Source organism: Longispora fulva (assembly GCF_015751905.1).
Lineage (GTDB): Bacteria > Actinomycetota > Actinomycetes > Mycobacteriales > Micromonosporaceae > Longispora > Longispora fulva.
Genome location: NZ_JADOUF010000001.1, coordinates 5,182,513 through 5,207,275 on the forward strand (window position 1 = coordinate 5,182,513; position 24,763 = coordinate 5,207,275).

The 24,763-nt window shown below is 71.5% G+C and carries 24 protein-coding genes and 1 tRNA gene; 9 read left to right on the plus strand and 16 right to left on the minus strand.

The genetic code is table 11. From position 1 onward, the window contains the following. The first annotated feature begins 17 nt into the window (after positions 1-17). Genes IW245_RS23155 through IW245_RS23165 form a run of 3 tightly spaced genes read left to right on the plus strand, consistent with a single transcriptional unit; the run spans position 18 to position 3,213 of the window. The gene (locus IW245_RS23155; RefSeq protein WP_197005271.1) at positions 18-815 is read left to right on the plus strand and encodes a metallophosphoesterase; all 798 of its coding nucleotides are present in this window, start codon (positions 18-20) and stop codon (positions 813-815) included. A 47-nt stretch (positions 816-862) separates the two neighbouring features. Further along, positions 863-2,710: a DNA primase gene (gene dnaG / locus IW245_RS23160; RefSeq protein WP_197005272.1), complete on the plus strand. Its 1,848-nt coding sequence runs from the start codon at positions 863-865 to the stop codon at positions 2,708-2,710. Next, a complete protein-coding gene (locus IW245_RS23165) occupies positions 2,710-3,213 on the plus strand; it encodes a hypothetical protein (RefSeq protein WP_231398903.1) in 504 nt (167 codons plus the stop codon). Before dnaG ends, IW245_RS23165 begins: the two co-directional genes overlap by 1 nt. Before the next feature lie 4 nt (positions 3,214-3,217). Here the strand turns inward: IW245_RS23165 and IW245_RS23170 are convergent, their stop codons facing one another. Both IW245_RS23170 and IW245_RS23175 read right to left on the minus strand, forming a co-directional pair. After that, the gene (locus tag IW245_RS23170; protein WP_231398904.1) at positions 3,218-3,445 is read right to left on the minus strand and encodes a hypothetical protein; all 228 of its coding nucleotides are present in this window, start codon (positions 3,443-3,445) and stop codon (positions 3,218-3,220) included. Positions 3,446-3,555: 110 nt separating this feature from the next. Continuing rightward, positions 3,556-3,628: transfer RNA gene (locus IW245_RS23175), tRNA-Asn, on the minus strand. Between the two features lie 152 nt (positions 3,629-3,780). Here IW245_RS23175 and IW245_RS23180 point away from each other — a divergent pair. Beyond that, positions 3,781-4,080 (plus strand): hypothetical protein, encoded by a 300-nt coding sequence (locus IW245_RS23180; protein ID WP_197005274.1) that lies wholly within the window; start codon positions 3,781-3,783, stop codon positions 4,078-4,080. Here IW245_RS23180 and IW245_RS23185 read toward each other — a convergent pair. From IW245_RS23185 to IW245_RS23195, 3 genes are all read right to left on the minus strand, one after another. Continuing rightward, positions 4,064-4,360, minus strand: a complete 297-nt coding sequence (locus IW245_RS23185) for a DUF4286 family protein (protein WP_197008640.1) — start codon at positions 4,358-4,360, stop codon at positions 4,064-4,066. The genes IW245_RS23180 and IW245_RS23185 overlap by 17 nt on opposite strands. Positions 4,361-4,362: 2 nt before the next feature. After that, positions 4,363-6,468: a hypothetical protein gene (locus IW245_RS23190; protein WP_197005275.1), complete on the minus strand. Its 2,106-nt coding sequence runs from the start codon at positions 6,466-6,468 to the stop codon at positions 4,363-4,365. A 63-nt stretch (positions 6,469-6,531) separates the two neighbouring features. Further along, positions 6,532-7,515: an NAD(P)/FAD-dependent oxidoreductase gene (locus tag IW245_RS23195; protein WP_197005276.1), complete on the minus strand. Its 984-nt coding sequence runs from the start codon at positions 7,513-7,515 to the stop codon at positions 6,532-6,534. 66 nt (positions 7,516-7,581) lie between these two features. Here IW245_RS23195 and IW245_RS23200 point away from each other — a divergent pair, with 66 nt between their 5' ends. Then, positions 7,582-8,196: a SanA/YdcF family protein gene (locus IW245_RS23200; protein WP_197005277.1), complete on the plus strand. Its 615-nt coding sequence runs from the start codon at positions 7,582-7,584 to the stop codon at positions 8,194-8,196. Positions 8,197-8,204: 8 nt separating this feature from the next. Here the strand turns inward: IW245_RS23200 and IW245_RS23205 are convergent, their stop codons facing one another. The 6 genes from IW245_RS23205 to IW245_RS23230 form a co-directional block, all read right to left on the minus strand. Then, positions 8,205-8,873 (minus strand): Uma2 family endonuclease, encoded by a 669-nt coding sequence (locus IW245_RS23205; protein WP_307788908.1) that lies wholly within the window; start codon positions 8,871-8,873, stop codon positions 8,205-8,207. Beyond that, the gene (locus IW245_RS23210) at positions 8,765-10,030 is read right to left on the minus strand and encodes a deoxyguanosinetriphosphate triphosphohydrolase family protein (RefSeq protein ID WP_197005279.1); all 1,266 of its coding nucleotides are present in this window, start codon (positions 10,028-10,030) and stop codon (positions 8,765-8,767) included. The genes IW245_RS23205 and IW245_RS23210 overlap by 109 nt, the downstream gene beginning before the upstream one ends. 10 nt (positions 10,031-10,040) lie before the next feature. Continuing rightward, positions 10,041-10,499, minus strand: a complete 459-nt coding sequence (locus tag IW245_RS23215) for an SRPBCC family protein (RefSeq protein ID WP_197005280.1) — start codon at positions 10,497-10,499, stop codon at positions 10,041-10,043. A 199-nt stretch (positions 10,500-10,698) separates the two neighbouring features. Beyond that, entirely contained in the window at positions 10,699-13,371 is a 2,673-nt protein-coding gene (gene ppdK, locus IW245_RS23220) for a pyruvate, phosphate dikinase (RefSeq protein ID WP_197005281.1), read from the minus strand. Positions 13,372-13,767: 396 nt separating this feature from the next. Further along, positions 13,768-16,266 carry a Tex family protein gene (locus IW245_RS23225; protein ID WP_307788909.1) on the minus strand — a complete coding sequence of 833 codons (2,499 nt, stop codon included), beginning with the start codon at positions 16,264-16,266 and terminating at the stop codon, positions 13,768-13,770. Positions 16,267-16,279: 13 nt separating this feature from the next. Beyond that, a complete protein-coding gene (locus tag IW245_RS23230; RefSeq protein WP_197005283.1) occupies positions 16,280-16,828 on the minus strand; it encodes a TetR/AcrR family transcriptional regulator in 549 nt (182 codons plus the stop codon). Positions 16,829-16,936: 108 nt separating this feature from the next. On the opposite strand from IW245_RS23230, the gene IW245_RS23235 reads away from it, so the two are divergent. Continuing rightward, on the plus strand, positions 16,937-17,767 hold the full coding sequence (locus IW245_RS23235; RefSeq protein WP_197005284.1) for a PhzF family phenazine biosynthesis protein: 831 nt from the start codon (positions 16,937-16,939) through the stop codon (positions 17,765-17,767). 16 nt (positions 17,768-17,783) lie between these two features. On the opposite strand, the gene IW245_RS23240 is transcribed toward IW245_RS23235, so the two are convergent. After that, complete coding sequence (locus IW245_RS23240) at positions 17,784-18,503, minus strand: sterol desaturase family protein (protein WP_197005285.1); 720 nt, start codon at positions 18,501-18,503, stop codon at positions 17,784-17,786. Positions 18,504-18,583: 80 nt separating this feature from the next. On the opposite strand from IW245_RS23240, the gene dusB reads away from it, so the two are divergent. Then, positions 18,584-19,717 carry a tRNA dihydrouridine synthase DusB gene (dusB, locus tag IW245_RS23245; protein ID WP_197005286.1) on the plus strand — a complete coding sequence of 378 codons (1,134 nt, stop codon included), beginning with the start codon at positions 18,584-18,586 and terminating at the stop codon, positions 19,715-19,717. A 180-nt stretch (positions 19,718-19,897) separates the two neighbouring features. Here dusB and IW245_RS23250 read toward each other — a convergent pair whose 3' ends face one another. Then, positions 19,898-20,311 (minus strand): hypothetical protein, encoded by a 414-nt coding sequence (locus IW245_RS23250; RefSeq protein ID WP_233473153.1) that lies wholly within the window; start codon positions 20,309-20,311, stop codon positions 19,898-19,900. Between the two features lie 86 nt (positions 20,312-20,397). Here IW245_RS23250 and IW245_RS40910 point away from each other — a divergent pair, with 86 nt between their 5' ends. Together IW245_RS40910 and IW245_RS23260 are read left to right on the plus strand one after the other, a co-directional pair. Further along, positions 20,398-20,955 carry a CGNR zinc finger domain-containing protein gene (locus tag IW245_RS40910; RefSeq protein WP_231398907.1) on the plus strand — a complete coding sequence of 186 codons (558 nt, stop codon included), beginning with the start codon at positions 20,398-20,400 and terminating at the stop codon, positions 20,953-20,955. Between the two features lie 389 nt (positions 20,956-21,344). Continuing rightward, complete coding sequence (locus IW245_RS23260) at positions 21,345-22,214, plus strand: class II glutamine amidotransferase (protein ID WP_197005287.1); 870 nt, start codon at positions 21,345-21,347, stop codon at positions 22,212-22,214. Positions 22,215-22,307: 93 nt separating this feature from the next. On the opposite strand, the gene IW245_RS23265 is transcribed toward IW245_RS23260, so the two are convergent. The 3 genes from IW245_RS23265 to IW245_RS23275 form a co-directional block, all read right to left on the minus strand. Further along, positions 22,308-23,687, minus strand: a complete 1,380-nt coding sequence (locus tag IW245_RS23265; protein WP_197005288.1) for a glycine--tRNA ligase — start codon at positions 23,685-23,687, stop codon at positions 22,308-22,310. Between the two features lie 68 nt (positions 23,688-23,755). After that, the gene (locus IW245_RS23270) at positions 23,756-24,421 is read right to left on the minus strand and encodes a hypothetical protein (protein ID WP_197005289.1); all 666 of its coding nucleotides are present in this window, start codon (positions 24,419-24,421) and stop codon (positions 23,756-23,758) included. Next, positions 24,418-24,762, minus strand: coding sequence for an antibiotic biosynthesis monooxygenase family protein (locus tag IW245_RS23275; RefSeq protein ID WP_197005290.1), 345 nt, complete (start codon positions 24,760-24,762; stop codon positions 24,418-24,420). Before IW245_RS23275 ends, IW245_RS23270 begins: the two co-directional genes overlap by 4 nt. Between the last annotated feature and the right edge of the window lies 1 nt (position 24,763).

The window sequence follows — 24,763 nt, forward strand, 5'->3', positions numbered from 1 at the left end:
TCCTCTAGTCTCAGTACGTGACCGAGCAGACCGCAGCGCCCAGAGCGCCGTTGTATGTGGTCGGCGACGTGCACGGACACCGTACCGAACTCGTGGAGGCCCTGCACTCGGCCGGCCTGACCGACGCGACCGGCCGGTGGGCCGGAGCGAACGCCGATCTGTGCTTCCTGGGCGACCTCGTCGACCGCGGCCCCGACGGCCTCGGCGTCCTCGAGCTGGTGATGAGCCTGACCGAGCAGGCCCCCGAGAGCGTGGAGTGCCTGCTCGGCAACCACGAGATCCTGCTCCTCGGCATGCACCGCTGGGGCGAGACCGAGATCTCACTCTCGACGGGCTCGGCGTCCTTCGCACGGAGCTGGCTGCGCAACGGCGGCCAGATCGAGGACCTGCACGGCATCGGCGAAAAACACCTCAGCTGGCTCCTGGAGCGGCCCCTGGCCCTCCTCGCCGACGACGAGCTCCTGGTGCACTCCGACACGATGGCGTACCTGGCGTACGGGGACTCGATCGAGGAGATCAACGCCACCGTGCACGAGGTGCTGACCGGCGACGACGAGCACGCCTGGTGGGACATCTGGCGCCGGCTGACCACCCGGTTCGCGTTCCGGGGCGCCGACGGCGAGCTCAACGCCGACGCCCTCCTCGGGGCACTCGGCGGCCGGCGGATCGTGCACGGCCACAGCCCGATCCCCGACCAGCTCAACATCGCGCCCGAGGACTCCCCGGTGCCGTATCCGTACTGCTCCGGCAAGGCCCTCAACGTCGACACCGGTCTGTGCCAGGGCGGGCCCTCGCCACTCGTGAGACTCGTCTGACCGACGCCGTACTGTAGGTGCGGGCTGTTGGCGGCGTGGGAGGTTCTGTGGCGGGCAAGATCCGGGACGAGGACATCGCACTGGTCAGGGAGCGGACGTCGATCGTCGACGTCATCTCCGAGCACGTCACCCTGAAGTCGGCCGGCGGCGGCAACATGAAGGGGCTGTGCCCCTTCCACGATGAGAAGTCCGCCTCGTTCAACGTCAGCTCAGCTCGAGGAGTTTTCTACTGTTTCGGCTGTGGGGCAGGCGGCGACGCCATCTCCTTCGTCCAGCAGGTCGAACACCTGACCTTCGTCGAGTCCATCGAGCGCCTGGCGGTCAAGGCCGGCATCCAGCTGCACTACGTCGACACCGGCCACGGCACCGGCGCCCCCCGCCAGCAGCCCGGCCAGAAGCAGCGCCTGCTCGCCGCGCACAACGACGCCGCGGAGTTCTACGCCGCCCAGCTCGGTGGCGGCGGCGCGCGGGCGGCCCGGGAGTTCCTCGCCCAGCGCGGCTTCGGCAAGGACGCCGCCGTGGACTACGGCTGCGGCTTCGCCCCCGAGGGCTGGGACTCGCTGTCGCGGCACCTGCGGCAGAAGGGCTACACCTCCCAGGAGCTGATCACGGCCGGCCTGGCCAAGGAGGCCCGGTCGGGCAGCCTGATCGACCGGTTCCGCCGCCGGTTGCTGTGGCCGATCAAGGACCTGGCCGGCGACGTGATCGGCTTCGGGGCCCGCAAGTTGTACGAGGACGACGACGGCCCGAAGTACCTGAACACCCCCGAGACGCCGCTGTACAAGAAGTCGCACGTGCTCTACGGCATCGAGCACGCCAAGAAGGAGATCGCCAAGCAGGGCCGGGCCGTCATCGTCGAGGGGTACACCGACGTGATGGCCTGCCATCTGGCCGGCGTGCAAACGGCGGTGGCGACCTGTGGCACGGCGTTCGGCGCGGACCACATCAACGTGCTCCGCCGGCTGCTGCACGATCTGAACACCAATGGCGAGATCATCTTCACCTTCGACGGGGACGCCGCCGGCCAGAAGGCCGCGTTGCGGGCGTTCGCCGACGACCAGAAGTTCGCCTCCCAGACGTACATCGCGGTCGGGCCCGACGGGATGGACCCGTGCGAGCTGCGGCTGGCCCGGGGCGACGCCGCCGTGCGGGACCTGGTCGCCCGCCGCGAACTCCTGATCACCTTCGCCCTGCGTTCGATGCTCGCCCGCTACGACCTCAACACCCCCGACGGCCGGGTCGGCGCGCTCAAGGAGGCCGCGCCGCTGGTCGCGCAGATCAAGGACCGGACACTCGGGCCGGAGTACGCGCGCAAGCTCGCCGGCGACCTCGGCATGGAGATCGAGCCGGTGCTGCGCGCGGTCCAGTCGCACTCGCGCGGCCCGGCCCAGCCCCCGGCCCGCAAGACCCCGGTGGTGACGAGCGAACCGCAGCGCCTCGTCGAGCGCGAGGCCCTGAAGCTGGCCCTGCAGGTACCGGTGATCGCGGGGCCGATGTTCGACTCGGTGGACGCGACGCCGTACACCTACGCGCCGCACATCGAGCTGCGGCTGGCCATCATGGCCGTCGGCGGGGTCTCCTCGGCCACGGCCGGCGCGAGCTGGATCGAGCTGGTCCGCGACGCCTCCGACGACCTGGCGGCCAAGGCGCTGGTCTCGGAGCTGGCCGTCGAACCGACCCGCTACGACGCCGAGCCCGACAGCCGGTACGTCAACATCGTCCTCGCCCAACTCCAGCTGCCCACGGTCGACCGGCGGCTCGCCGAACTCAAGGGCGGGCTCCAGCGGCTGAACCCGGTGGAGAGCAAGGACGAGTACCTGCGCCTGGCCGCCGAGCTGTTCGCCCTCGAACAGCAGGCCCGGGGGCTGCGCGAACAAGCCGTCGGAGGGTTGTGATGTCCTTCTTCCGCAAGCCTAAGCTGCCCGCCTCCTCGACCCCGGTGCTCGCCGACGGGGAGCGGGTGGTGGCGTGGGCTCCGCTGGCCGACGGCCACCTGGTCGCGACCAACATCGGGCTGTGGCTCACCCGCGAGCAGCGGCTCGGCTGGCACGAGGTCAGCAAGGCCACCTGGTCCGGCGAGGTGCTGACCGTGATCCCCGGACCGGCCAGCGACGACGACATCGGGCTCGTGATCGAGGCCGAGCCGGTGAGCTTCCGGCTCGCCGAACCCGGACAGGTGCCCCGCCAGGTGCACGAACGGGTCACCCGGTCGGTCGCCTACACGAGTCATCATCTGCTGCCCGGCCAGCCGGGTGGGGTGCGGGTGCTGGGGCGGCGGGTGCCCGGGATCGACGGGTTGCGGTGGGCCGTCCGGTACGACAACGGGGTCGACCCGACCGACGAGGGCGTGCAGGCCGCGACCCTCGAACTGGTCTACCGGGCCCAGCAGGAGTCCTGACGCCCTAGGCTTCGACCCGGTGCAGGGCGCGGACCACGCGCTGGCGGCCCGTGTTCGCCAGCTTGCCGGCCTGCTCCTGGACGACCCCCGCCGCCTCCTGCAACGTCGGGCTCTGCCGGACCTTGCGCCCGAGGCGGGCGATCTGCTCGTACCGTTGGCGGCCAGCCTTGGAACCCATGACATATCCGACGGCCACACCGCCGAAGAACGCGATCTTCCAGCCCATGCTCATCACCCCATACTGCCGGAAAGCAGATACCCGGTGGGTGAGGATCCCAACCGGCGAGCCGAGCCGGAAAACAATTCAGGCGCTGACTGGAGATCAGTCAGCGCCTGGTCTTGCTCCCGCGATAGGACTCGAACCTATAACCCTCCGGTTAACAGCCGAATGCTCTGCCAATTGAGCTACGCGGGATCGGCCTTGCCGTCGTGCTGGATCAGATTACATGACCCCCCCGGTGCCCGCGCAAGTCGGTACCCCGGGTGTCGAACAGGACGGCCCGTCGCCCCTCCCCGCCCCCTGATCCGGACAGCGGAGTCGACCACGATCCGCTACTGTCTGCGGTCGTGACCGAGTCCCACCGTCTGACCGACGAACGCCTCGCCTGGCTCGCCATGCGCGACTACTGCGACGAGAAGTCCCGCAGAACCGGCATCATGGGCTTCCTCAGCCGGATCCAGACCCCCGGCGCGAACAACGAGCGGCGCAGCGCGAAGATGATGGACTACGGCCTCGCCGTGGACGACGTGGCCCGCGACCTCACGCCGGCCGAGCGCGCCGAACTCCGCCGGACCGGCATGCTCCCCGGCTGGTTCGTCGAGTCCGTCGAGGCCCGCTACGCCGAGATCGTCAGGGGCCGGCGCTGACGAGGCGCTCGCCCACGGTGCGGGTGAAGACGGCCCCAGGGAAGCGGCCCACGCCGTCCGCGCGGAGCTTCGGGGCCACCTCGGTCTCGTAGGCCGCGAACGACTCCCGGGACGCGAACGTGTACCGGGATTCCACCGACCCGTCGTCGAGCGCCGTCACCTCACCGGTCAGCGCGCCGCCGGCGAGGACGGCGTCGACGTGGCCGCCGAGGAGCCAGTCGAGGTAGCGGCCACGTTCGTCTGCGTCGGCGAGGACCGCGCGCACCGAGTACACCAGCATGGTCACACCGGCTTCTTCGTGTACATGTTGAGGATGTCCTGTCCGTTGGCCGTCTCGAACATGACGCCGCTGAAGCTGGACTTGGCGTCCTTCTTCACGTTCTTGTCCACCCACGCCTTCGCGTCGGCCGACGGGGCGGTGAACGGCAGCTGTGAGGCCATCGCGAAGAACGGCTTGAGTTCCTTGTCGGTCACGGCGACCTGGCTCTGGGTACCCGTCCCGCCGTTCGCCATGATCGCCGTCACCCGGTTCTCGTCCAGGAACTGCAGCGTCACGCTGAACTCGACCCCGCTGACCGCCTTCGTGCACCGGGCGACCGTCGCGCCGGGGGCCAGGCAGGTGAAGCCCTCCCCCTTGACCTTCGCCATCACGCCCGGCACGGTCGCGCCCGGAATGTAGGTGTCCGTCTCGACGCCGTTGCCCTGCGGCCCGTAGAACCAGTAGCCGAGGCCCGCCACGAGCAGCAGGACACACAGGCCCGCGCCCAACAGGATCTTCTTCGTCTTGGGCGACCGGGGCGTGGAGATCTCGTTCTCCTGCCGCCAGGTGGCCCGGTCGGAGCGCTCGTCGGCCCGGCGCATCCGGGGCGCGTCGTCGACCAGGGGCCGCTCCGCGCTGTCGTACTCCTGCGCGGGGGCCGGAGCCGGGGGCGGCGGGGGGATCTGCTGGCCCCGGCGGGCGCGCGGCTCGTCGAAGCGCCGGCCGCCGTGCGGGACGTCCAGCCACTCGTCGTGCCGGCGCTGCTCGGCCCACGGGTCCTGCCGGACCGGCTCCTGCCACGCCTGCTCGTCGTTCCACTCGCGGCGCCGGCGACGGCGGGGCGGCGGCGGAATGCGGACCTGCTCGCTGGCGGGCAGGCCCAGGGAGGCGCTGGCCCAGGTCGGCTCGTCGTAGTGCGGCTGGCGGCCGTCCGGCTCGGCGGGGCGGCCGTAGACCCGGGGATCCGGTTCCGCGTACGCCGCCGGGACCTGCGGGAATCCGCCCGTCGCCGAGGACTGGGCCACGGCGCGGCCGTAGACGCCCGGGGTGGCCGGGTCCGGTTGGACCGGGTGACCGCCGGGGTGGTCCGGAGCCGGGGCGTAGTTGCCGGGCTGGTCCGGGGCCGGGTGGCCGTAGACGTTGGTGGCGGGCTCGGGGTAGCTGCCGGGCGCGGAGGGCTCGGCGTAACCGCCCGAAGCGGCGGGTTCCGGGTAGCCACCCGGGGCGGCGGGCTCCGGGTAGCCGGGGGCAGAAGGCGCTGGGTAGCCGCCGGGGGCGGAGGGCTCGGCGTAACCGCCCTGAGCTGCGGGTTCCGGGTATCCGCCGGGGACCGGGGACTGCGGGTAGCTGCCGGAGGGCGACGGCTGCGGATAGCCACTGGGCTGGGGGTAGCTTCCCGTCGCGGACGGCCCCGAGGGCTGTCCGTAGACCGCGGGCTCCTGCTGGGCCCATGCCCCGGTCTGTCCCGAGGGCGGGCCGTAGCTCGCGGGCTCGGCCGGCTCGGGCGGGGTGGCGCGGCCGGCCGGCTGGCCGTAGACGCCCGGCTCCTGGTATCCGGCAGGCTGCGGGTAGCTGCCGGTCTGCGCCGGGGACGCCGGCTGGCCGTAGACCGCCGGGGTCGGGTAGCCACCGGCGGGAGCGGGCTCCGGGTAGCCGCCCGGCGCGGAGGCCTGCGGGTAGCTGCCGGAAGCCGGCTCGGGGTAGGTACCCCGCGCGGCGGGCTGGGGATAGCTGCCCGTCTGCGCCGGGGACGCCGGCTGGCCGTAGACCGCCGGGGTCGGATAGGCGTCGGGCGCGGCCGGGGTCGGGTAGCCACCGGGAGCGGCCGGTGTCGGGTAGCCGCCCGGGACCGTCGGCTCCGGATAGCTGCTGGGGGTCGCCGGCTGCGGGTACGTACCCGTCGAAGAGGGTTGGCCGTAGACGGTGGGCTCGGGATAGCCGCCCGGGGCCGGCTGCCCGTAGACGGTCGGCGTCGGGTACTCCCCCGGCACGCCCGTCACCGGCTCCGGCCTGCGCATGAACCCGGTCGGCTGGTCATAGTCGTCCGGCTCGCGACGACGTCCGCCGGGAGGGGGTTCCTCCCACGGATCGCGCGGCTGTTCGTCGGGCGACTGTTCCCAAGGCTGCACACGGCGGAGTCTATCCGCTCGGTCCTCCTCACTCATCGGCGTGCTTCAAGACGGACAAAACGCTCACCCCACGTCGGAGGAGTGTCCCGGGAACAGGTGCGCCGCCGGGTCGATGGCCACCGCGGCGTTGTTGACCGCCGTCGCCGCCTCGCCGAAGCCGGTGGCGATGAGCCGGACCTTTCCCGGGTACTCCGTGATGTCGCCCGCCGCGAACACCCTCGGCAGGTTCGTCGCCATCGTCGAGTCGACCCAGACGTGCCGGCGGTCGAGTCGCAGCCCCCACTCGGCGAGCGGCCCGAGGTCGGCAACGAAGCCGAGTGCCGCGACGAGGACGTCGGCGGGCACCCGCTCGGGTTCCGCGCCCTTGGCGACGATCACCGCGCCCTCGACCCGTTCGGTGCCGAGCAGTTCGGTGACCTGGGCGTTGACGACGATCCGGACGCCGAGTTCGCGGACCCGGGCGACGGTCGCGGCGTGCGCCCGGAACGCCTCCCGGCGGTGCACGAGGGTCACGGAGGCCGCGATCGGGGCGAGCGCGTGCGCCCAGTCGAAGGCCGAGTCGCCGCCGCCGACGATGAGGACGTGCTGGCCGGCGTGGTCGTCGAGGTGCGGCACGAAGTAGACGACGCCGGCGCCGGTGAACGCGTCGGCGGCCGGCAGGTGCCGAGGACTGAAGCTGCCGATCCCGCCGGTGATCAGGACGGCTCCACAGTGGATGTCGGTGCCGTCGTCGAGGGTGAGCACCGGGCGTTCCTCGACATAGGTGAGCTTGTCCGCCTGCACGCCGAGGACGTAGCGCGGCGAGAACGTCGCGGCCTGCTCCACGAGCCCGGTGACGAGATCGCGTCCCCGGATCGCCGGGAAACCAGCCACATCGAAGATCATTTTTTCGGGGTACATCGCGGTGATCTGCCCGCCCGGCTCCGGCAACGCGTCGACCAGCACGGTGCTGAGTCCCCGGAATCCGGCATAGTACGCGGCGAACAGGCCCGCGGGGCCCGCCCCGACTATCGCGATGTCGGTGTCGATCCGACCGGTGGTCGCCATGCGCATCACCTCAACCCCACGGTATCGGGTCCCCGCGACCGGCGGAAGCCTGCGAGGATTCCGAGGATGCGACGAGGAATCCGGGCCGCCCTGTGGCTGGCCATCGTGCTCGCTGTCCTGGCGGCCCTGCCAGCGCTGTGGGCGAGGACCGTGTCGGAGGGCCACCGTTTCGCCGTCCCGGACGCCCCGTCCGCGCCCGTGGCGATCGTGTTCGGGGCGGAGCTGGCCCCGGGCGGCACCCAGCCGAAGCCCTTCCTGGCCGGCAGGCTGGACGTGGCGGCCGACCTGTACCGCGCCGGCAAGGTCACCTCCGTCCTCGTCTCCGGCGACGCGCGCGGCACCTCCGGCGACGAGGTGGGCGCGATGGAGCGCTACCTGGAGGCCAGGGGCGTGCCCGGCGACCGGATCGCCGAGGACGGCCTGGGCCTGGACAGCTACGACACCTGCCTGCGCGCCCGCGACGTGTACGGCCTGCGCCGGGTCCTGCTCGTCAGCCAGAACTTCCACCTGGTCCGCGCGGTCACGCTGTGCCGGCAGCTGGGGGTGGACGCGGACGGGGTCAACGCGCGCTGCGACAACTGCCGGACGAGCACGCTGGTGAAGAACCGGGCCCGGGACTTCGTCGCCTGCCACAAGGCCGTCTACGACCTGTGGTCGCACCGCCCGGCCGGCACGGGCTGACCCACCGGTCAGTCGGTGAGGTCAGCCGGGTCGAGAGTCATCGGGAAGGGGTAGTCCGTCGCCCACGTCTCGCCGGGGTGCACCACCGTGGTCACCGTGTACTCAGGACCGTCCAGGAGTTCGTACACGTGCAGGGAGCCGTCGCGAGCGATGCGCCAGTAGACGGGGATGCCGGCCTCCGCGTAGTAGAGCGGCTTGCTGCCCCGGTCGTTCATCTCGGTGGAACGGGAGGCGATCTCTACGACGAGCAACGCGTCGGCCGCCGGGGTCCACTCCTCGTCGCGAACCCCGTCGGGCCTCAGCACGACGATGTCGGGCACCAGACTCGCTCGGTTGAGCCGGAGCCCGAGGTTCGTCCGAATCCGACAGCCCCTCAGCGCGGCTTGACGCAGTCTGAAGGCCAGACCACCCATGACGCCCTGATGGCCCTCGTCGCCCGGTGGAGTCATGACCAGGCATCCGTCGAAGATCTCGTATCGATGACCATCCTCGGGGAGCGCTCCGACGTCGCCTTCAGTCCAGACCCAGGGAAACTGCCACTCGTAGACAGCGCTAGCCACGACAATCCTCAGCCGACGAGTCTGCGGTGCCACACCACCGCGCCCGGATCCGTCAGGCTCGCCACCTGGTCGATCACGACCCGCAGCCGGGCGGCGTCGTCCGGGGCCGCCCGCCACAGCGGCGCGAAGACCGGGTCGAGCGCGTCCGGGGACCGCACCGTCAGGGCGTGCACGAGTTCGGACAGCAGTTCGCGCTGGCGGGCGTAGCCGGGCTCGGCTCCGGGGCGGCGCATCACGTACCGGAGGGCGAGGCCCTTCAGGAGCGCGCACTGGGCCCGGGTGACCCTGGGGACGATGAGGTCCGCCGCGTACCGGGAGAGGGGTTTGTCCCCGAACTCCTCCCTGGTCGCCGACACGGCCATTGCCACGAACCGCCCGGTCAGGACGCTCGTGGCCCGCTTGAGCGCCTCCTGCGCGCCGTGGCTGCCGTCGTAGCGGGCGAGCGCGGCCAGCAGCGGGTCGGCCAGCAGCGCGTCGAGGATGGGGCGCAGGTAGGAGGGGTCCTCCGGCGAGTACTCCTCGGCGACGTCGAGGCACAGCGCCGCCCGTTCGTCGGGGTCGACCAGCGCGCCGAGGGCGATGAATCCGCCGTGGATGCCGTCCTCGACGTCGTGCACCGAGTAGGCGACGTCGTCGGACCAGTCCATGACCTGGGCCTCCAGGGACCGCCGCTCGTCGCCACGCCCCGCGGCGGCCGGACCCACCGGGTGCGGGCCGGAGGCCGGATCCGGGAAGGCCGGGAGGGCGGGGAGCCCCGTGCGGACCCAGTCGAAGACGGCGGTGTCGTCGGCGTACACGCCGAACTTGCGGGTGCCCGGCCTGCGCCGCCACGGATACTTGCAGATCGCGTCCAACGTGGCCCTGGTCAGGTTGAGCCCCGCCCCGGGGACCTTGGCCTCCAGCCGGGCGACGACCCGCAGCGTCTGCGCGTTGCCCTCGAAGCCGCCGCAGCCGGTGGCGACCGCGTGCAGCGCGTCCTCGCCGTTGTGCCCGAACGGCGGGTGGCCGAGGTCGTGGGCGAGGCAGGCGGTGTCCACGATGTCGGGGTCGCAGCCGAGGCGTTCGCCCATCTCCCGGCCGATCTGCGCGACCTCCAGGGAGTGGGTCAGCCGGGTACGGGGGAAGTCACTCGCCCCGGCGGTGTGCACCTGGGTCTTGGCGGCCAGCCGGCGGAACGCCGCCGAGTGCAGGACCCGGGCCCGGTCCCGGGCGTAGGGGCTTCGCCCGACCGAAGTGTCCTTGGGCGGCTCCGCGACGAAGCGCTCATCATCCACCCTGTTGAGGCTACCCGCGACCCTCGTGCTCCAGGCCCGCAAGTCCGCGACGGAACGACGCCACGACCGGCCGGCCCTTCGTCTTTCCGATCAGGAACACGGCGAGCTTGCCCTTGAGGTTTTTGCCCACCCTGTCGTAGGTGAGGTGGATGTGGCTGCCGCCCCGCTCGCCGGGCGTCACCCGGGCGGTAACGCCGTGGCCGGGTTCGGCGAAGTTGCTCTCCTCCACCGTCCAGGTCACGGTGCCGGGCTCGGACCAGTCGTAGCGTTCCTTCGCCCACACCGACATGCCCGGGGACTTGGTGCCCTCCCGGATGAGGGCGGACTTCTCGCCGACCTCGTAGACCTTGTACAGCTCGCGCGAGATGCCCGGCCAGATGTCGGGACGGTGTTCCGTGAAGTCGGTGAGCGCGGCGATGACCCGCTCCGGGGGCAGCGCGGAGTCGAGGTCGAGTTCCAGTGTCGTCATGGCGACCTCCGTTCGGTCACCTTGAGTCTAGGCCCGTGACCAGCCCGGGGAGCCCGTTGCGGACCGTGCCCGCAGCTGGCCCGGGGAGCCCGTTTGCGGGGTTGGGCCGCCGCTTGTCCGGGAGCCCGTTGGGGCCCGGCCGCCCGGGCGTTGCGTCCAGGCCGTGGCCGGCCCGTCGAGCCGGCCACGGCGCGCATGGCTAGCGGGAGTCGCTGCCGACCGACTCCGTCGCCGCCCGGCCGGCCTCCAGGCGCGCCACCGGCACCCGGAACGGCGAGCAGGACACGTAGTCCAGCCCGACCTCGTGGAAGAAGTGCACCGAGTCCGGGTCGCCGCCGTGCTCGCCGCAGACGCCCAGCTTGAGCCCGGGCCGGGCCGCGCGGCCCTCCGCGACGGCGATCCGGATCAGCCGGCCGACGCCGTCGCGGTCGAGGGTCTCGAAGGGCGACACCCCGAAGATGCCCTTCTCCAGGTACGCGGAGAAGAACGCCGCCTCGACGTCGTCGCGGGAGAAGCCCCACACGGTCTGGGTCAGGTCGTTGGTGCCGAACGAGAAGAACTGGGCGGCCTCGGCGATCTGGCCGGCGGTGAGCGCGGCGCGGGGCAGTTCGATCATGGTGCCGATCAGGGCGTCGACGACGACCCCGGTCTCCTCGGCGACCTCGCGGAGCACCCGCTCGGCGTCGGTGCGCACGGCTTCGAGTTCCTGCACGGCCCCGACCAGCGGGATCATGATCTCGACCTTGGGGTCGCCACCACTCTTGATCCGGTGGGCCGCCGCCTCGGCGATGGCGCGGACCTGCATCGTGAACAGGCCGGGGATGACCAGGCCGAGGCGCACGCCGCGCAGGCCGAGCATCGGGTTCTGCTCGTGCAGCTTGTGCACGGCCTGCAGCAGCCGCAGGTCGTTCTCGTGCTTCTCGCCCCGGGCCTCGGCGAGCGCCACCCGCACCGACAGCTCGGTGATGTCGGGCAGGAACTCGTGCAGCGGCGGGTCGAGCAGCCGGACGGTGACGGGCAGCCCGTCCATCGCGGCGAAGATGCCGACGAAGTCGTCGCGCTGCAACGGCAGCAGGGTCTCCAGGGCCTCGGCGCGCTCGGTGTCGCCGTCGGCGAGGATCAGCCGCTCGACGTGCTGTCGGCGCTCGCCGAGGAACATGTGCTCGGTGCGGCACAGGCCGATGCCCTGCGCGCCGAACCGACGGGCCCGCTCGGCGTCCTCCGGGGTGTCGGCGTTGGAGCGGACACCGAGGCGGCGGGCGTCGTCGGCGTGCTTCATCAGCCGGTCGACGGCGCGGACCAGGTCGTCGGACAGGTCGACGTTGCCCTCGAAGTACTCGACGACGGGCGACGGGACGACGGGGACGGAGCCCTTGTAGACCACGCCGGAGGAGCCGTCGATGGAGATGACGTCGCCCTCCTCGATCACCACGCCGTTGGGCGCGACGAGCCGGCGGCGCTTGGTGTCGACGTCGAGTTCCTCGGCGCCGCAGACGCAGGTCTTGCCCATGCCGCGCGCCACGACGGCGGCGTGCGACGTCTTGCCGCCGCGCGAGGTGAGAATGCCCTCGGCCGCGATCATGCCGTTCAGGTCGTCGGGGTTGGTCTCCCGGCGGACCAGGATCACCTTCTCGCCGGACCGGGACCACTTCACGGCCGTGTACGAGTCGAAGACGGCCTTGCCGACCGCCGCGCCCGGGGACGCGTTCATGCCCTTGCCGAGCCGTTCGGCGTTGGTCGAGCCGTCGAACCGGGGGAACATCAACATCGCCAGCTGCGCGCCGGTGACCCGCTGCAATGCCTCGTCCAGGTCGATCATGCCCTCGTCGACGAGCTGGGTGGCGATCACGAACGCGGCGGCGGCGGTCCGCTTGCCGACCCGGGTCTGCAACATCCACAGCTTGCCGCGCTCGATCGTGAACTCGATGTCGCACAGGTCGCGGTAGTGGTTCTCCAGCGTGGTCATGATGTCCATCAGCTGGTCGTAGCTGTTCTTGTCGATCTGCTGCAGGTCCTGCAGCGGCACGGTGTTGCGGATACCGGCGACGACGTCCTCGCCCTGGGCGTTGACCAGGTAGTCGCCGTACACGCCGCGCACGCCGGAGCCCGGGTCGCGGGTGAACGCCACGCCGGTGCCGGAGTCCGAGCCGAGGTTGCCGAACACCATGGAGCAGATGTTCACGGCGGTGCCCAGGTCGGCCGGGATCCGCTCCTGGCGGCGGTAGAGGACCGCGCGGTCGGAGTTCCACGAGTCGAACACCGCGTGGATGGCGTCGGCGAGCTGCTGGCGCGGGTCCTGCGGGAAGTCCTGCTTGGTGTGCTCGCGGAAGATGTCCTTGAACGTGCCGACCAGCTTCTTCAGGTCGGCCGCGTCGAGGTCGAGGTCGTCCTCGGTGCTCCGGATCCGCTTGAGCTCCTCCAGGGCGTGCTCGAAGTCCTCGCCCGGTACGCCGCACACGGTCTTGCCGAACATCTGGATCAGCCGGCGGTAGGAGTCCCACGCGAACCGGTTGTCGCCCAGGCCGATCACGGACTCGTCGGTCAGCCCGATGTTGAGCACCGTGTCCATCATGCCGGGCATCGAGAACTTCGCCCCGGACCGCACCGACACCAGCAGCGGGTCGGCCGCGTCGCCGAGCTTCTTGCCCATCTGCGCCTCGAGGGCCGCCAGGTGCTCGTCGATCTCCTGCTGGAGGCTCGCCGGCTCGTGGCCGTTGGCCAGGTACTCCTGACACGCCTCGGTGGTGATCGTGAACCCGGGCGGGACCGGCAGACCGATGTTGGTCATCTCGGCGAGGTTCGCGCCCTTGCCGCCCAGCAGATCCTTGAGGTCACGGTTGCCCTCGGCAAAGTCGTACACGAACTTCGTCACAGCAAGCCTCCAGAGCGGATGGGCAAACCGTCGTGCCCCGATGCGCGCAGGCTAGCGGTTACCCTCGGGGTCGTGGCACCCTTTGGTGACACTCGGCACATAGGCGGTTCACCTCCGTGAGCAGATGAGCGCGCCGGGGCCCTTTCGCGCGCCATTCCGCGCACGACGTGCTCGAGAAATACCCCCCTCGCGACGGCGGCAAACCGACGCCAGCCAGGGCTCCGAACCTCCGCTCATCCCGCGAATCCGGGCGACAAGCCACCCCAAAACCCTTAAACCCATCATATTTTACGGTGGGCGCCGACCCGGCACATGTCGGTCCGACAGGGCACTGCGCTCCGAACAGCCGAATGGCCGCGCCTCAGTGGAGGCACGGCCATTCGTCACGCAGCGGTACTACTTCGTCAGGCCCGCCCGGCGCAGAGCCTCGGCCATCGCGCTGTTGGCCGGCTCCTCGCGGCGCTGCTGGCGCGGCTGCCCGCCCTGCCCGCCGCCGCCACCCTGACGGCCGCCACCGGCACCGCCCTGGCCGCCGCCCTGCCGGCCACCGGCACCGCCCTGTCCGCCCTGCCGGCCGCCGGAACCGTCGCCCCCGGACCGGCCACCGCCGCCGGCCCGGCCGCCCTGGCCCGGGGCACCCTGACCACCGCCCGGCCGCCCGCCGCCCTGCCCCGGCCCGCGCTGCCCACCGGGCCCGCCGGCACCCTGGCCGCGACGCTCGCCCGGCGCACCGCCCCGGGCGGCCTCGTCCTCCAGCCGCAGCGTCAACGAGATCCGCTTGCGCGGGATGTCCACCTCGAGGACCTTGACCCGGACGATGTCCCCAGGCTTGACCACGTCGCGGGGGTCCTTGATGAACGTCTGCGACATCGCCGAGATGTGCACGAGCCCGTCCTGGTGCACGCCGACGTCCACGAACGCCCCGAACGCCGCCACGTTCGTGACGACGCCCTCCAGGAGCATGCCCGGCTCCAGGTCGGACAGCTTCTCGACGCCGTCCTTGAAGGTGGCCGTGCGGAACGCCGGGCGCGGGTCCCGGCCGGGCTTCTCCAACTCGGCGAGGATGTCGGTGACCGTCGGCAGCCCGAACGTGTCGTCCACGAAGTCGGTGGCCTTCACAGTGCGCAGGGCCGCGCCGTTGCCGATCAGGGTGGCGATGTCGCCCGTGGTGGCGGCCATGATCCGCCGGACCACCGGGTACGCCTCCGGGTGCACGCTGGAGGAGTCCAGCGGGTCGTCGCCCCCGGGGATCCGCAGGAAGCCGGCGCACTGCTCGAACGCCTTCGGCCCCAGCCGGGCCACGTCCTTGAGCGCCTTGCGGGACCGGAACGGCCCGTTGGCGTCACGGTGCCCGACGATGTTCTCGGCGAGCCCCGCGCTGATCCCCGACACCCGGGTGAGCAGCGGCGCGGAGGCGGTGTTGACGTCAACGCCGACCGCGTTCACGCAGTCCTCGACGACGGCGTCCAGCGAGCGGGACAGCTTGGCCTCGGCGAGGTCGTGCTGGTACTGCCCGACGCCGATCGACTTGGGGTCGATCTTCACGAGCTCGGCGAGCGGGTCCTGGAGCCGGCGGGCGATGGACACCGCGCCCCGGATGGACACGTCGAGGTCGGGCAGCTCGGCGGACGCGAACGCCGACGCCGAGTAGACCGACGCGCCGGCCTCCGACACCACGATCTTGGTCAGGTTGAGCTCCGGGTGCGCGGCGATCAGGTCGCCGGCCAGCTTGTCGGTCTCCCGGGAGGCGGTGCCGTTGCCGATCGCGATCAGCTCGACCTTGTACGCCGCCGCGAGCCGGGACAGCACGCCCAGCGCCTGGTCCCACTGGCGCTTCGGCTCGTGCGGGTAGATCGTGTCGTGGGCGACCACCTTGCCGGTGTCGTCCACGATGGCGACCTTCACGCCGGTCCGCAGGCCCGGGTCGAGGCCCATCGTCGGCCGGGTGCCGGCCGGGGCGGCGAGCAGCAGGTCGCGCAGGTTGGCGGCGAACACCCGGACGGCCTCGTCCTCGGCAGCCTGGCGCAGCCGCATCCGCAGGTCGATGCCCAGGTGCACGAGGATCCGGGTCCGCCACGCCCAGCGGACCGTGTCCGACAGCCACTTGTCGGCCGGGCGGCCGAGGTCTGCGACGCCGAACTTCACCGCGATGGTGCGCTCGTAGTCGCCGGTCGGCTCGGGCTCGGGCTCCAGGACGAACTCGAGGACCTCCTCCTTCTCGCCCCGGAACATGGCGAGGATCCGGTGCGAGGGCAGCTTGGTCAGCGGCTCGGCGAAGTCGAAGTAGTCGGCGAACTTCGCGCCCTCGGTCTCCTTGCCGTCGCGGACCCTGGACACGGCCCGGCCCTGGGTCCACATCCGTTCGCGCAGCTCGCCGATCAGGTCGGCGTCCTCGGCGAACCGCTCGACGAGGATCGACCGCGCGCCGTCGAGCGCGGCGGCCACATCCAGGTCGGGGCCGGCGAAGGCCGCGGCGGCGGCCTGCGGGTCCACGGTCGGATCGCCCAGGAGGCCGTCGGCCAGCGGCTCCAGGCCGGCCTCACGGGCGATCTGCGCCTTGGTCCGCCGCTTCGGCTTGTAGGGCAGGTAGATGTCCTCCAGCCGCGCCTTGGAGTCGGCGGCGAGGATCTGGGCCTCCAGGGCGTCGTCGAGCTTGCCCTGGGTGCGGATCGAGTCGAGGACGGCTGCGCGGCGCTCTTCGAGTTCCCGCAGGTAGCGGAGGCGTTCCTCGAGGGTGCGCAGCTGCGCGTCGTCGAGCATGCCGGTGGCTTCCTTGCGGTACCGCGCGATGAAGGGCACCGTCGAACCGCCGTCCAGCAGCTCGACGGCGGTCTGGACCTGGCCCTGGCGGACACCGAGCTCGTCGGCGATGCGCTGGTGAATGGAGGTCGTCACGGACCGCATTCTCTCAGGTCGCACCGACAACCCGGCGGAACAGGACCTGCACCCCGCCGGTGATGTCCCCGATGTGCGGATGATGACACGGTCCGACGTAGGCGTGCAGCAGGAAATCCGTAGTCACCTGGAGGTCGTCGACGTGGAACTCGCCGGCCGCGACCCCGCCCTCGATGATCGCCTGGAGGACGTCCCGCGCGCCGGTCATCGGGTCCCCGCCGCCGCCGTGCAGGTGGAACAGCAGGTGGTACAGGTCGGCGTGCGTCGACTCGGCCTCCACCCAGGCGGCGACGAGCCGGTCGAGCCGGTCGGCCCAGGTCAGGGCATCGTCCGAGAGTGTCGCGACCGGGTCGTGCAGCATCAGCTGCCACAGGTCGGCCTGCAGGGCCCTGATCAGGGCGTTCTTCGAGTCGAAGTACAGGTAGACGGTGCCCTTGGCCACGCCGGCCCGGTCGGCGACCCGGCTGACGGTCAGGTTGTCGTACCCGTCGGCGAGGAGCAGGTCGGCGACGGCGTCGAGGATCTGCCGGCGGCGGACGTCGGGCGGCTGGAACCGCTGCATGCTGCCTCCCAAGAATGACTGGCGGTCAGTCAGCGAACTCTACCAGCAGGCCACCACCTGCCAAGTGGATCTAGACCGCGACCCGGGACCCTCCCATACGGTGAGGGCATGACAGTTCTGCGCTACGCCGCCTTCACCCGCGACCCCGCCGCCGGCAACCCCGCCGGGGTGGTGCTCGACGCGGATCTGACCGACGCCGAGATGCTCGCGATCGCCGCCGAGGTGGGCTACTCCGAGACCGCGTTCCTCACCCGCGCCGCCGACGGCTGGACGGTCCGCTACTTCTCCCCAAAGGCGGAGGTCCCGTTCTGCGGGCACGCGACCATCGCCTCGGCCGTGGCCGTCGCCGAGCGGGTCGGGCCCGGCCCGATGCTCTTCCACACCCAGGCCGGCGAGATCCCGGTGGTCACCTCCCTGGACGCCGACGGCCAGCTCACCGCCACCCTGACCAGCGTCCCGCCGACGGTCGCCGAGGTGCCCGACGCGGACCTCGCCGAGGCGCTCGCCGCCCTGGGCTGGTCCCCGGAGGACCTCGACGCCGCCCTGCCGCCCAGGATCGGCTTCGCCGGGGCCCGGCACCTGATCCTCGCCGCAGCCACCCGCGACCGGCTCGCGAAGCTCGACTACGACTTCGAGCGGCTGCGCAACCTGATGCTGTGGCGGGACTGGACCACGGTGAAGCTGGTCTGGCGCGCGGCGGAGACCGAGTTCCACGTCCGGGACGCGTTCCCGGTCGGCGGGGTCGTCGAGGACCCCGCCACCGGAGCCTCGGCCGCGGCCCTCGGTGGCTACCTGCGCGCGCTCGGCCTGATCCAGCCGCCGGTCCGGCTGTCGATCCACCAGGGCGAGGACCTCGGCCGCCCCGGGCACCTGACCGTCGACGTGCCCGAGGGCACCGGCGGCATCCGGGTCACCGGCAACGCCGTGGCGATGGGCTGACCCGCCGGCAGGACGGTCAGGCCCCGGCCCGCTCGCGGTCGTAGTCGGCGGCGAGCGTGCCGAACAGGCGGTCGCCGATCGTGGTGTAGAAGCCCAGGTTGCACGTCGGGTCCCGGTGATGCCCGACGTGCAGCGCGGGGGTCGCGACGAGGAAGAACACCGCCGAGCGCCGCACCCGCGCCGGCGTCGGGTCCAGCCCGAGATGACCCAACACCCCGAACACCACATTCACCACGGTGTACGCCGCCACGGCCCACGCGTCGAACGTGTGGACCGCGAGCACCGCGATCCACACCGCGCCGAAGCCCAGCACCTCCGCCGGGTGCAGCGCGAACAGGGTCACCGGCCGGGCGTCGGTGAACCGGTGGTGCAGCCGGTGGGCGAGCCCGAAGACGTGGGGCAGGTGGGCGAGGGCGTGGCCGGCGTACATGACCAGGTCCATGATCAGGATGAGGAGGAACAGGTCGGTCGCCGTCCACCAGGACAGGGTCGGGTCGAGGTGGATCAGGTCGTGTTTCCACAGGTACCAGCCGGCCAGGGTCACGGTGGCGTTGCCCAGGACGGCGGCTCCCGCGAGTACCCGTTGCAAGGTCTGCTCTTCGGTTTTCCGGAGGTCGCGGACGAGCAGGTGACCGAAGGCGACGCCCGCGCCCATGATCAGGGCGTTCTCCGCGAGGGCCAGGAGTGCGGCGGCCCACGCCGGCAGCGCGCGCAACGCGTCGAGAAACTGGGCCATGAGGCAGTATTCTCCGCCGGCGCTGTCAGGTGCGACACTGCCGTTCGGCCCGGATCGGCCGGTTGTGGGATCCTCGACGGATGGCGTTGATGTTGGGGCAGCATGTCGTTGACCCGCCCGTGGTGCTCGCACCCATGGCGGGCATCACGAACGTCGCCTACCGCCAACTCTGCCGCGAGCAGGGCGCCGGCATCTACGTCTGCGAGATGATCACCACGGTGGCCCTCGCGCACCGCAACCCGAAGACCGAGAAGATGATCCGGTTCGGGCCCGAGGAGCAGCCGCGCAGCATCCAGCTCTACGGGGTCGACCCCGTGATCACCGCGAAGGCCGTCCGGCGGATCGTCGCCGAGGACCTGGCCGACCACATCGACCTCAACTTCGGCTGCTCCGTCCGCAAGATCACCAGCAAGGGCGGCGGCTCGGCGATCCCGTGGAAGCGCCGGCTGTTCGCCTCGATCGTCGCGGCGGCCGTCGACAACGCCGACGGGCTCCCCGTCACGATCAAGATGCGCAAGGGCATCGACGACGACCACCTGACGTATGTCGAGGCCGGCCTCATCGCCCAGGACGTCGGGGTCAAGTGGGTCGCCCTGCACGCCCGCACCGCGGCTCAGCGGTACTCCGGCACCGCCGACTGGGAGGCCATCGCCACCCTCAAGCAGGCCCTCGACGTGCCCGTCCTCGGCAACGGCGACATCTGGGAGGCCGACGACGCGCTCAGAATGGTCGACGAGACCGGCTGCGACGGCGTCGTCGTCGGCCGCGGCTGCCTCGGCCGGCCGTGGCTGTTCGCCGACCTGGAGGCGGCGTTCCGGGCCCGCGCGCTCGGCGTCGACCGCCCCGGGCCCGTGATGCCCTCCCTGGGCGAGGTCGCGGGCGTGATGCGCCGGCACGCCGGCCTGCTCGCCGAGTGGTTCACCAAGGAGCGCGACGGGGTCACCGACTTCCGCAAGCATGTCGCCTGGTACCTCAAGGGCTTCCCTGTCGGCGGCGAACTCCGCCGGGCGATGGCGATGTCGTCCTCGCTGATGGAGCTGGAGAACCTGCTCGGCAAGCTGGAGCACGACACCCCGTTCCCGCAGTCGGAGCTGGGGCTGCCGCGCGGCCGGACCAACTCGCCGGGGAAGGTGTTCCTGCCGGAGGGGTGGCTGGCGGACCGGGACTCCGACGAGGTGCCCGAGGGCGCGGAGCTCGACGACTCGGGCGGCTGAGCCGACCGGGTGCCGCTCGGAGCCCACAGGCCGTTACGGCCGGGGCTGCCGGCGACCGCGCACCGGCCAGCCCGGCTCATGCAGGCGGCTGGGTCCAGGCGGGACGGCCTGCTCGGGCCTCCGGGGCCGGCGACCGCCACCGCCCAGCCAGCGAGCCCGCCGCCGGCCGGCCGGCGATGGTCAGGACGTCAGCAGGCCGATGCCCAGCGTCAGTACCCCTGCCGCCAGGCAGAGCGCCCCGACCCACAGCATCGCGATCGCCTTGTTCGGCTTCGTGACGTCCTTGCCCGCCGAGGACGCGAAGAACCCGCCCGACATCAGGATCGCCGCCGCCGGCACGCCGAGCCGGGCCACCCAGCCGGCCGCCCCGGTCAGGGTGGTCGCGTCGGCGAGGAGCTGGCAGACCAGGCCGAAGATGACGAGCACCCCGGCGTGGGCGTGCCCGGCCCGGGCGAATGCCTTCTGGAACTCCGTCATCGGCACGTCGCCGCGCACGATCTTCGTGAGGAACCAGCCGCCGAACTCGATGGTGACGACCGTCAGCAGCATGATGCCGGCGAGGTTCCGGCTGGCCTCGCTCAGGGTGATGGTCACGATTTTCTCCGTCACTGGCTAGGTAAGCTATGCCAGTGACTCTAGATTCCTATCGCATCACTGGTCAACAGTATCTAGACAGTTATTTGATCAACACTGTCGAGCTGGCCGTCCAGTTGGTCAACCACCTGGCCACCGCCCGGGTCCGCGGTCGGACCGTGGAGCCGCCCACGGAGGCCGCCGAGGTGCACGCGGCCGTGCTCGCCGCCCGCGACGAGGCAGGGCTGGACGAGAAGACGGTGCTCACCGAGGGCGACACCGAGCCGCTGGCCGGGTTCAGCGTCGAACTCGGCCGGGCCCTCGACGCCTGCGCGGACCAGGACGTGGCCGGCGCGGCCGACCTGCTCAACGACCTGATGGCCCGGTACTCGGCCGTGCCCAACCTGCACGGGTTCCCCGGCCAGCCGCCGACGCTCGCGTACCACCCCGCAGGGGCCGGACTGCTCGCCTCGTGGCGCGCCGACCTGCCGGCGGGCGTGGCCACCCTGGTGGGCCTCGGGCAGACGCACCGGTTCGGCCGGTGCACGGCGGAGGGCTGTGACCTGGTGTTCTTCGACCGGACCCGGAACGCGTCCCGGCGGTTCTGCGGGGTCGGCTGCCAGAACCGGGCGAAGGCCGCCGCCTACCGGGCCCGCCGGGCCTGACCGGCGCCGTCGTCCACTGTGGCGCGGCACGGCCGGAGGCGCGGCCCCGCCGGGGGGCGAATCCGGGCATGAAAAAACTCGTCCCGGCGACCACGGGGGAAGTCGTCGGGACGAGCTATGACGGCTACTGTACCCGGCTTCCGGCCCGCCGACCAGACCACAATTTTCAGCCCCCGGTTGACCTGCGGATCCACCGATCGGCGGCCGCAGCCGGCCGCACGGCTGACAACGTCGGTCCACCGCCGGCGCGCCGGCCAAGCACCTGGTCGGGCCCGGAGCTCAGCTCGGGCCGGGTTCTGGTCGCCCGGGGCTCAGCGAGGCCCGGGGCTCAGGTCGGGCCGGGGCTCAGCTCCCCGTCTCCGTGGCCCGAGAGCCCTAGACTACGGCCCATGTGCAGACTGTTCGCCCTCACCACCGGCGGCCCCCGGGTGCATACCGCGCTGTGGCTGCTCGACGCCCCGGCGAGCCTCTCCGAGCAGAGCCGGCGGATGCCCGACGGCACGGGGCTCGGCTGGTTCAGCCTCGGCGACGAGCCGGTCCGCGACCGGGCCCCCGTGGCCGCCTACGAGGACTCCGACTTCGTCAACGAGGCGCAGCACGTCGTGTCGCACACGTTCGTGGCGCACATCCGGTACGCCACCACCGGCAAGCTCACCGTGCACAACAGCCACCCGTTCGACATCCGCGACCGGCTGTTCGCGCACAACGGGGTCGTCCGGGGCCTGGACATCATCGAGTCGTGGCTGAGCCCGCTCGACAAGGTGTTCGTGGAGGGCGAGACCGACTCGGAGCTGGCGTTCGCGTGGATCACGGCCGAGATCGAGCGGCTCGGGGACACCACGGCCGGCATCATCAGCGCCGTGCGCCGGATGGGCGAGGAGCTGCCGATCTACGCGTTCAACTTCGTGCTGGCCGAGCCGCGCCGGCTGTGGGCGCTGCGGTACCCGGACACGCATCCGTTGTGGGTGCTCAACCCGGAGGTCGGCGGGCGGGCCGGTTCGCGGCAGCTGGCCGGCGACACCGAGCCGGGGAGCCTGTCGATCGAGGCGGGCTCGGCGGCCGTGCCGGCGTACGTGATCGCCAGCGAGCGGATGGACGACGACCCGGACTGGCGGCTGCTGGAGCCGGGCGAGCTGCTGGTGATCGACGGCCTGGAGGCGACGTCGCTGTTCCCGTTCACGGAGCCGGTGCACCGGTTGACGAAGGCGGACCTGCACCCGGAGGAGGCTGCGTCCCAGATCCCGGCGTTCAGCGCCTGAAACCGCCGCGCGCCGGGGACTCCCCACCGTAACCGGATGATGGGTTGGATCTGGCTTTTGACCTGACGTCTTGGCTCAGCGGGCCCCACCCACCTAGCAGCCGGGGAGGCGTTCGATCAGGTAGAGGTCCAGGCGGTCCAGGGAGACGCGCTCCTGGGCCATGGTGTCGCGGTCGCGGACCGTCACGGCGTTGTCGTCCAAGGTGTCGAAGTCGACCGTGACGCAGAACGGCGTGCCGATCTCGTCCTGCCGCCGGTAGCGCCGCCCGATCGCGCCGGCGTCGTCGAAGTCAACCACCCAGCGCTTGCGCAGGTCAGCTGCCAGCTGCTTGGACTTCGGCGACAGCCGCTCGTTGCGCGACAGCGGCAGCACGGCCACCTTGACGGGGGCGAGCCGCGGGTCGAACCGCATCACCGTGCGGCTGTCGACGCCGCCCTTGGTGTTGGGCGCCTCGTCGACGTCGTAGGCCTCCAGGAGGAACGCGAGCACCGCACGGGTCAGGCCGGCCGCCGGCTCGATCACGTACGGCGTCCAGCGCTCGCCCTTCTCCTGGTCGAAGTAGGACAGGTCGACGCCGGAGTGCTTGGAGTGGGTCTGCAGGTCGAAGTCCGTGCGGTTGGCGACGCCTTCGAGCTCGGAGAACTCGGTGCCGCCGAACCGGAACCGGTACTCGATGTCCACGGTCCGCTTCGAGTAGTGCGAGAGCTTGTCCTTGGGGTGCTCGTACCGGCGGAGGTTCTCGGCCTTGATGCCCAGGTCGAGGTACCAGTTCCACCGCTCGTCCAGCCAGTACTCGTGCCACTGCTCGTCGGTGCCCGGCACGACGAAGAACTCCATCTCCATCTGCTCGAACTCGCGGGTGCGGAAGATGAAGTTGCCCGGCGTGATCTCGTTGCGGAACGACTTGCCGACCTGCGCGATGCCGAACGGGGGCTTCTTGCGCGCGGCGGTCTCGACGTTCTTGTAGTTGACGAAGATGCCCTGCGCGGTCTCGGGCCGCAGGTAGTGCAGGCCCTCCTCCGACTCGACCGGGCCGAGGTAGGTCTTCATCAGGCCGTTGAACATCTTCGGCTCGGTGAAGGTGCCCTTGTTCCCGCAGTTGGGGCAGTTCTGGTCGCCCAGAGCGAAGACCTTGTCCGGGTACCGCTCCGCGAACTCCTCTTCGATGTGGTCGGCCCGGAACCTCTTGTGGCAGCTCTGGCACTCGGTCAGGGGGTCGGTGAACTCCGCGATGTGCCCGGAGGCCGCCCACACGTCGCGGGCGAGGATGACCGCCGAGTCGAGCCCGACCACGTCCTCGCGCTGCTGGACCATGGACTTCCACCACTGCCGACGGACGTTGTCCTTCAGCTCCACGCCGAGCGGCCCGTAGTCCCACGCCGACCGGGTGCCGCCGTAGATCTCGCTGGACGGGAAGACGAATCCACGGCGCTTGCAGAGGCTGACGATGGCGTCAATGCGGTCGGCGGACATGCTGGGTCTGCTCCATCCGGCTGGCGGTCGGTGGTGGTTGGCAACAGTGACCCAGCGTACCCGTGGGGCTAGTTGTCACCGCCGCAGACCTCGTAGCGTTTGTCCGCTTGATCATGGATCACCCTGAATTGTCCGGACTGTGGCCCAGAGTCGTACTGGAGCTGCACCCGGACGAGCTGCACCAACGCCGTCGGCCCGCTGTCGGGGGCCTGTTCGGAGCTGATGATCGAGTAGCCGGTCAGCTTCGCGCGCGCCGACACCCGCGCCGTGTACTGCTCCGCCGTCTCCAGTTCGCGCAGCTCGGAACACTGCTCCAGGTAGGCCTTGCCGTACTCGCCCCGGACCAGCGGGCCGAGGTAGCGCTGCACGGCGTCCTGGCTCTCGGACTTCTGCTCCGAGTCGAGCCAGAAGCCAAGGCCGACGCAGCCGGCGACGCTACCGACCCCGCAGAGCACGAGGGCGGCGGCCCCGATGCCGATCCCGGCCCACATCCGGCCCTTGTCGCGCTGGGTGGGCGGGGCGACGAACGGGGGCTGGACGCCGGGGCCGGGCGGGGGCTCGGGTGGCGCGGCGGGCAACGGCTGGCCGAAGGCCTCGACGGCCTGCCCGAAGGCCGGGAAGTCCGGCCCGTAGCCGGGCGCGGCGGGCGGGGGCTGGGGCTGGCCGTAGCCGGGCGGCACGGCGTCCCAGGCGGTCTCGGCCGGCGGTTCCGTCCAGGGCTGCGGCTCGGTCACCGACGCCCCTCCTCGACGTGCACCCAGTCCCCACCCGTGACGACCAGCTCGCCGCCCGGTTCGAGGCTGGCGAGCACCTCGTACGCGCTGGGCTCCTCGATGCTCTGGGCGAGCAGCGGGGTGGCGTACATCTTCACGTCGAAGTTGCTGAGCGCCCGCCGGTACGCGCCCACCGACTTCCACTCGGTGGCCACGCACCACAGGTCGGGTTCGTCCGGGGCCCGGCCGAAGCGGCCGGACACGTATCCCGGGCAGGCGGCCAGCGCCCGGAGCGCGGCGTGCACCTTGGCGGTGAAGGCGTCGGTGTCGGTGGCGACCCGGAAACGATTGACGACGAGCATG

Bases quoted from the DNA above. Each gene is read 5' to 3' on its own strand.
- IW245_RS23165 (WP_231398903.1), top strand. From the start codon at position 2,710: ATGTCCTTCTTCCGCAAGCCTAAGCTGCCCGCCTCCTCGACCCCGGTG.
- dusB (WP_197005286.1), top strand. From the start codon at position 18,584: ATGGCGTTGATGTTGGGGCAGCATGTCGTTGACCCGCCCGTGGTGCTC.
- IW245_RS23235 (WP_197005284.1), top strand. From the start codon at position 16,937: ATGACAGTTCTGCGCTACGCCGCCTTCACCCGCGACCCCGCCGCCGGC.
- IW245_RS23240 (WP_197005285.1), bottom strand. From the start codon at position 18,503: ATGGCCCAGTTTCTCGACGCGTTGCGCGCGCTGCCGGCGTGGGCCGCC.
- IW245_RS23185 (WP_197008640.1), bottom strand. From the start codon at position 4,360: ATGCTGGTGTACTCGGTGCGCGCGGTCCTCGCCGACGCAGACGAACGT.
- IW245_RS23195 (WP_197005276.1), bottom strand. From the start codon at position 7,515: ATGGCGACCACCGGTCGGATCGACACCGACATCGCGATAGTCGGGGCG.
- IW245_RS23215 (WP_197005280.1), bottom strand. From the start codon at position 10,499: ATGACGACACTGGAACTCGACCTCGACTCCGCGCTGCCCCCGGAGCGG.
- IW245_RS23200 (WP_197005277.1), top strand. From the start codon at position 7,582: ATGCGACGAGGAATCCGGGCCGCCCTGTGGCTGGCCATCGTGCTCGCT.
- IW245_RS23265 (WP_197005288.1), bottom strand. From the start codon at position 23,687: ATGTCCGCCGACCGCATTGACGCCATCGTCAGCCTCTGCAAGCGCCGT.
- IW245_RS23275 (WP_197005290.1), bottom strand. From the start codon at position 24,762: ATGCTCGTCGTCAATCGTTTCCGGGTCGCCACCGACACCGACGCCTTC.
- IW245_RS23170 (WP_231398904.1), bottom strand. From the start codon at position 3,445: ATGAGCATGGGCTGGAAGATCGCGTTCTTCGGCGGTGTGGCCGTCGGA.
- IW245_RS23230 (WP_197005283.1), bottom strand. From the start codon at position 16,828: ATGCAGCGGTTCCAGCCGCCCGACGTCCGCCGCCGGCAGATCCTCGAC.
- IW245_RS23260 (WP_197005287.1), top strand. From the start codon at position 21,345: ATGTGCAGACTGTTCGCCCTCACCACCGGCGGCCCCCGGGTGCATACC.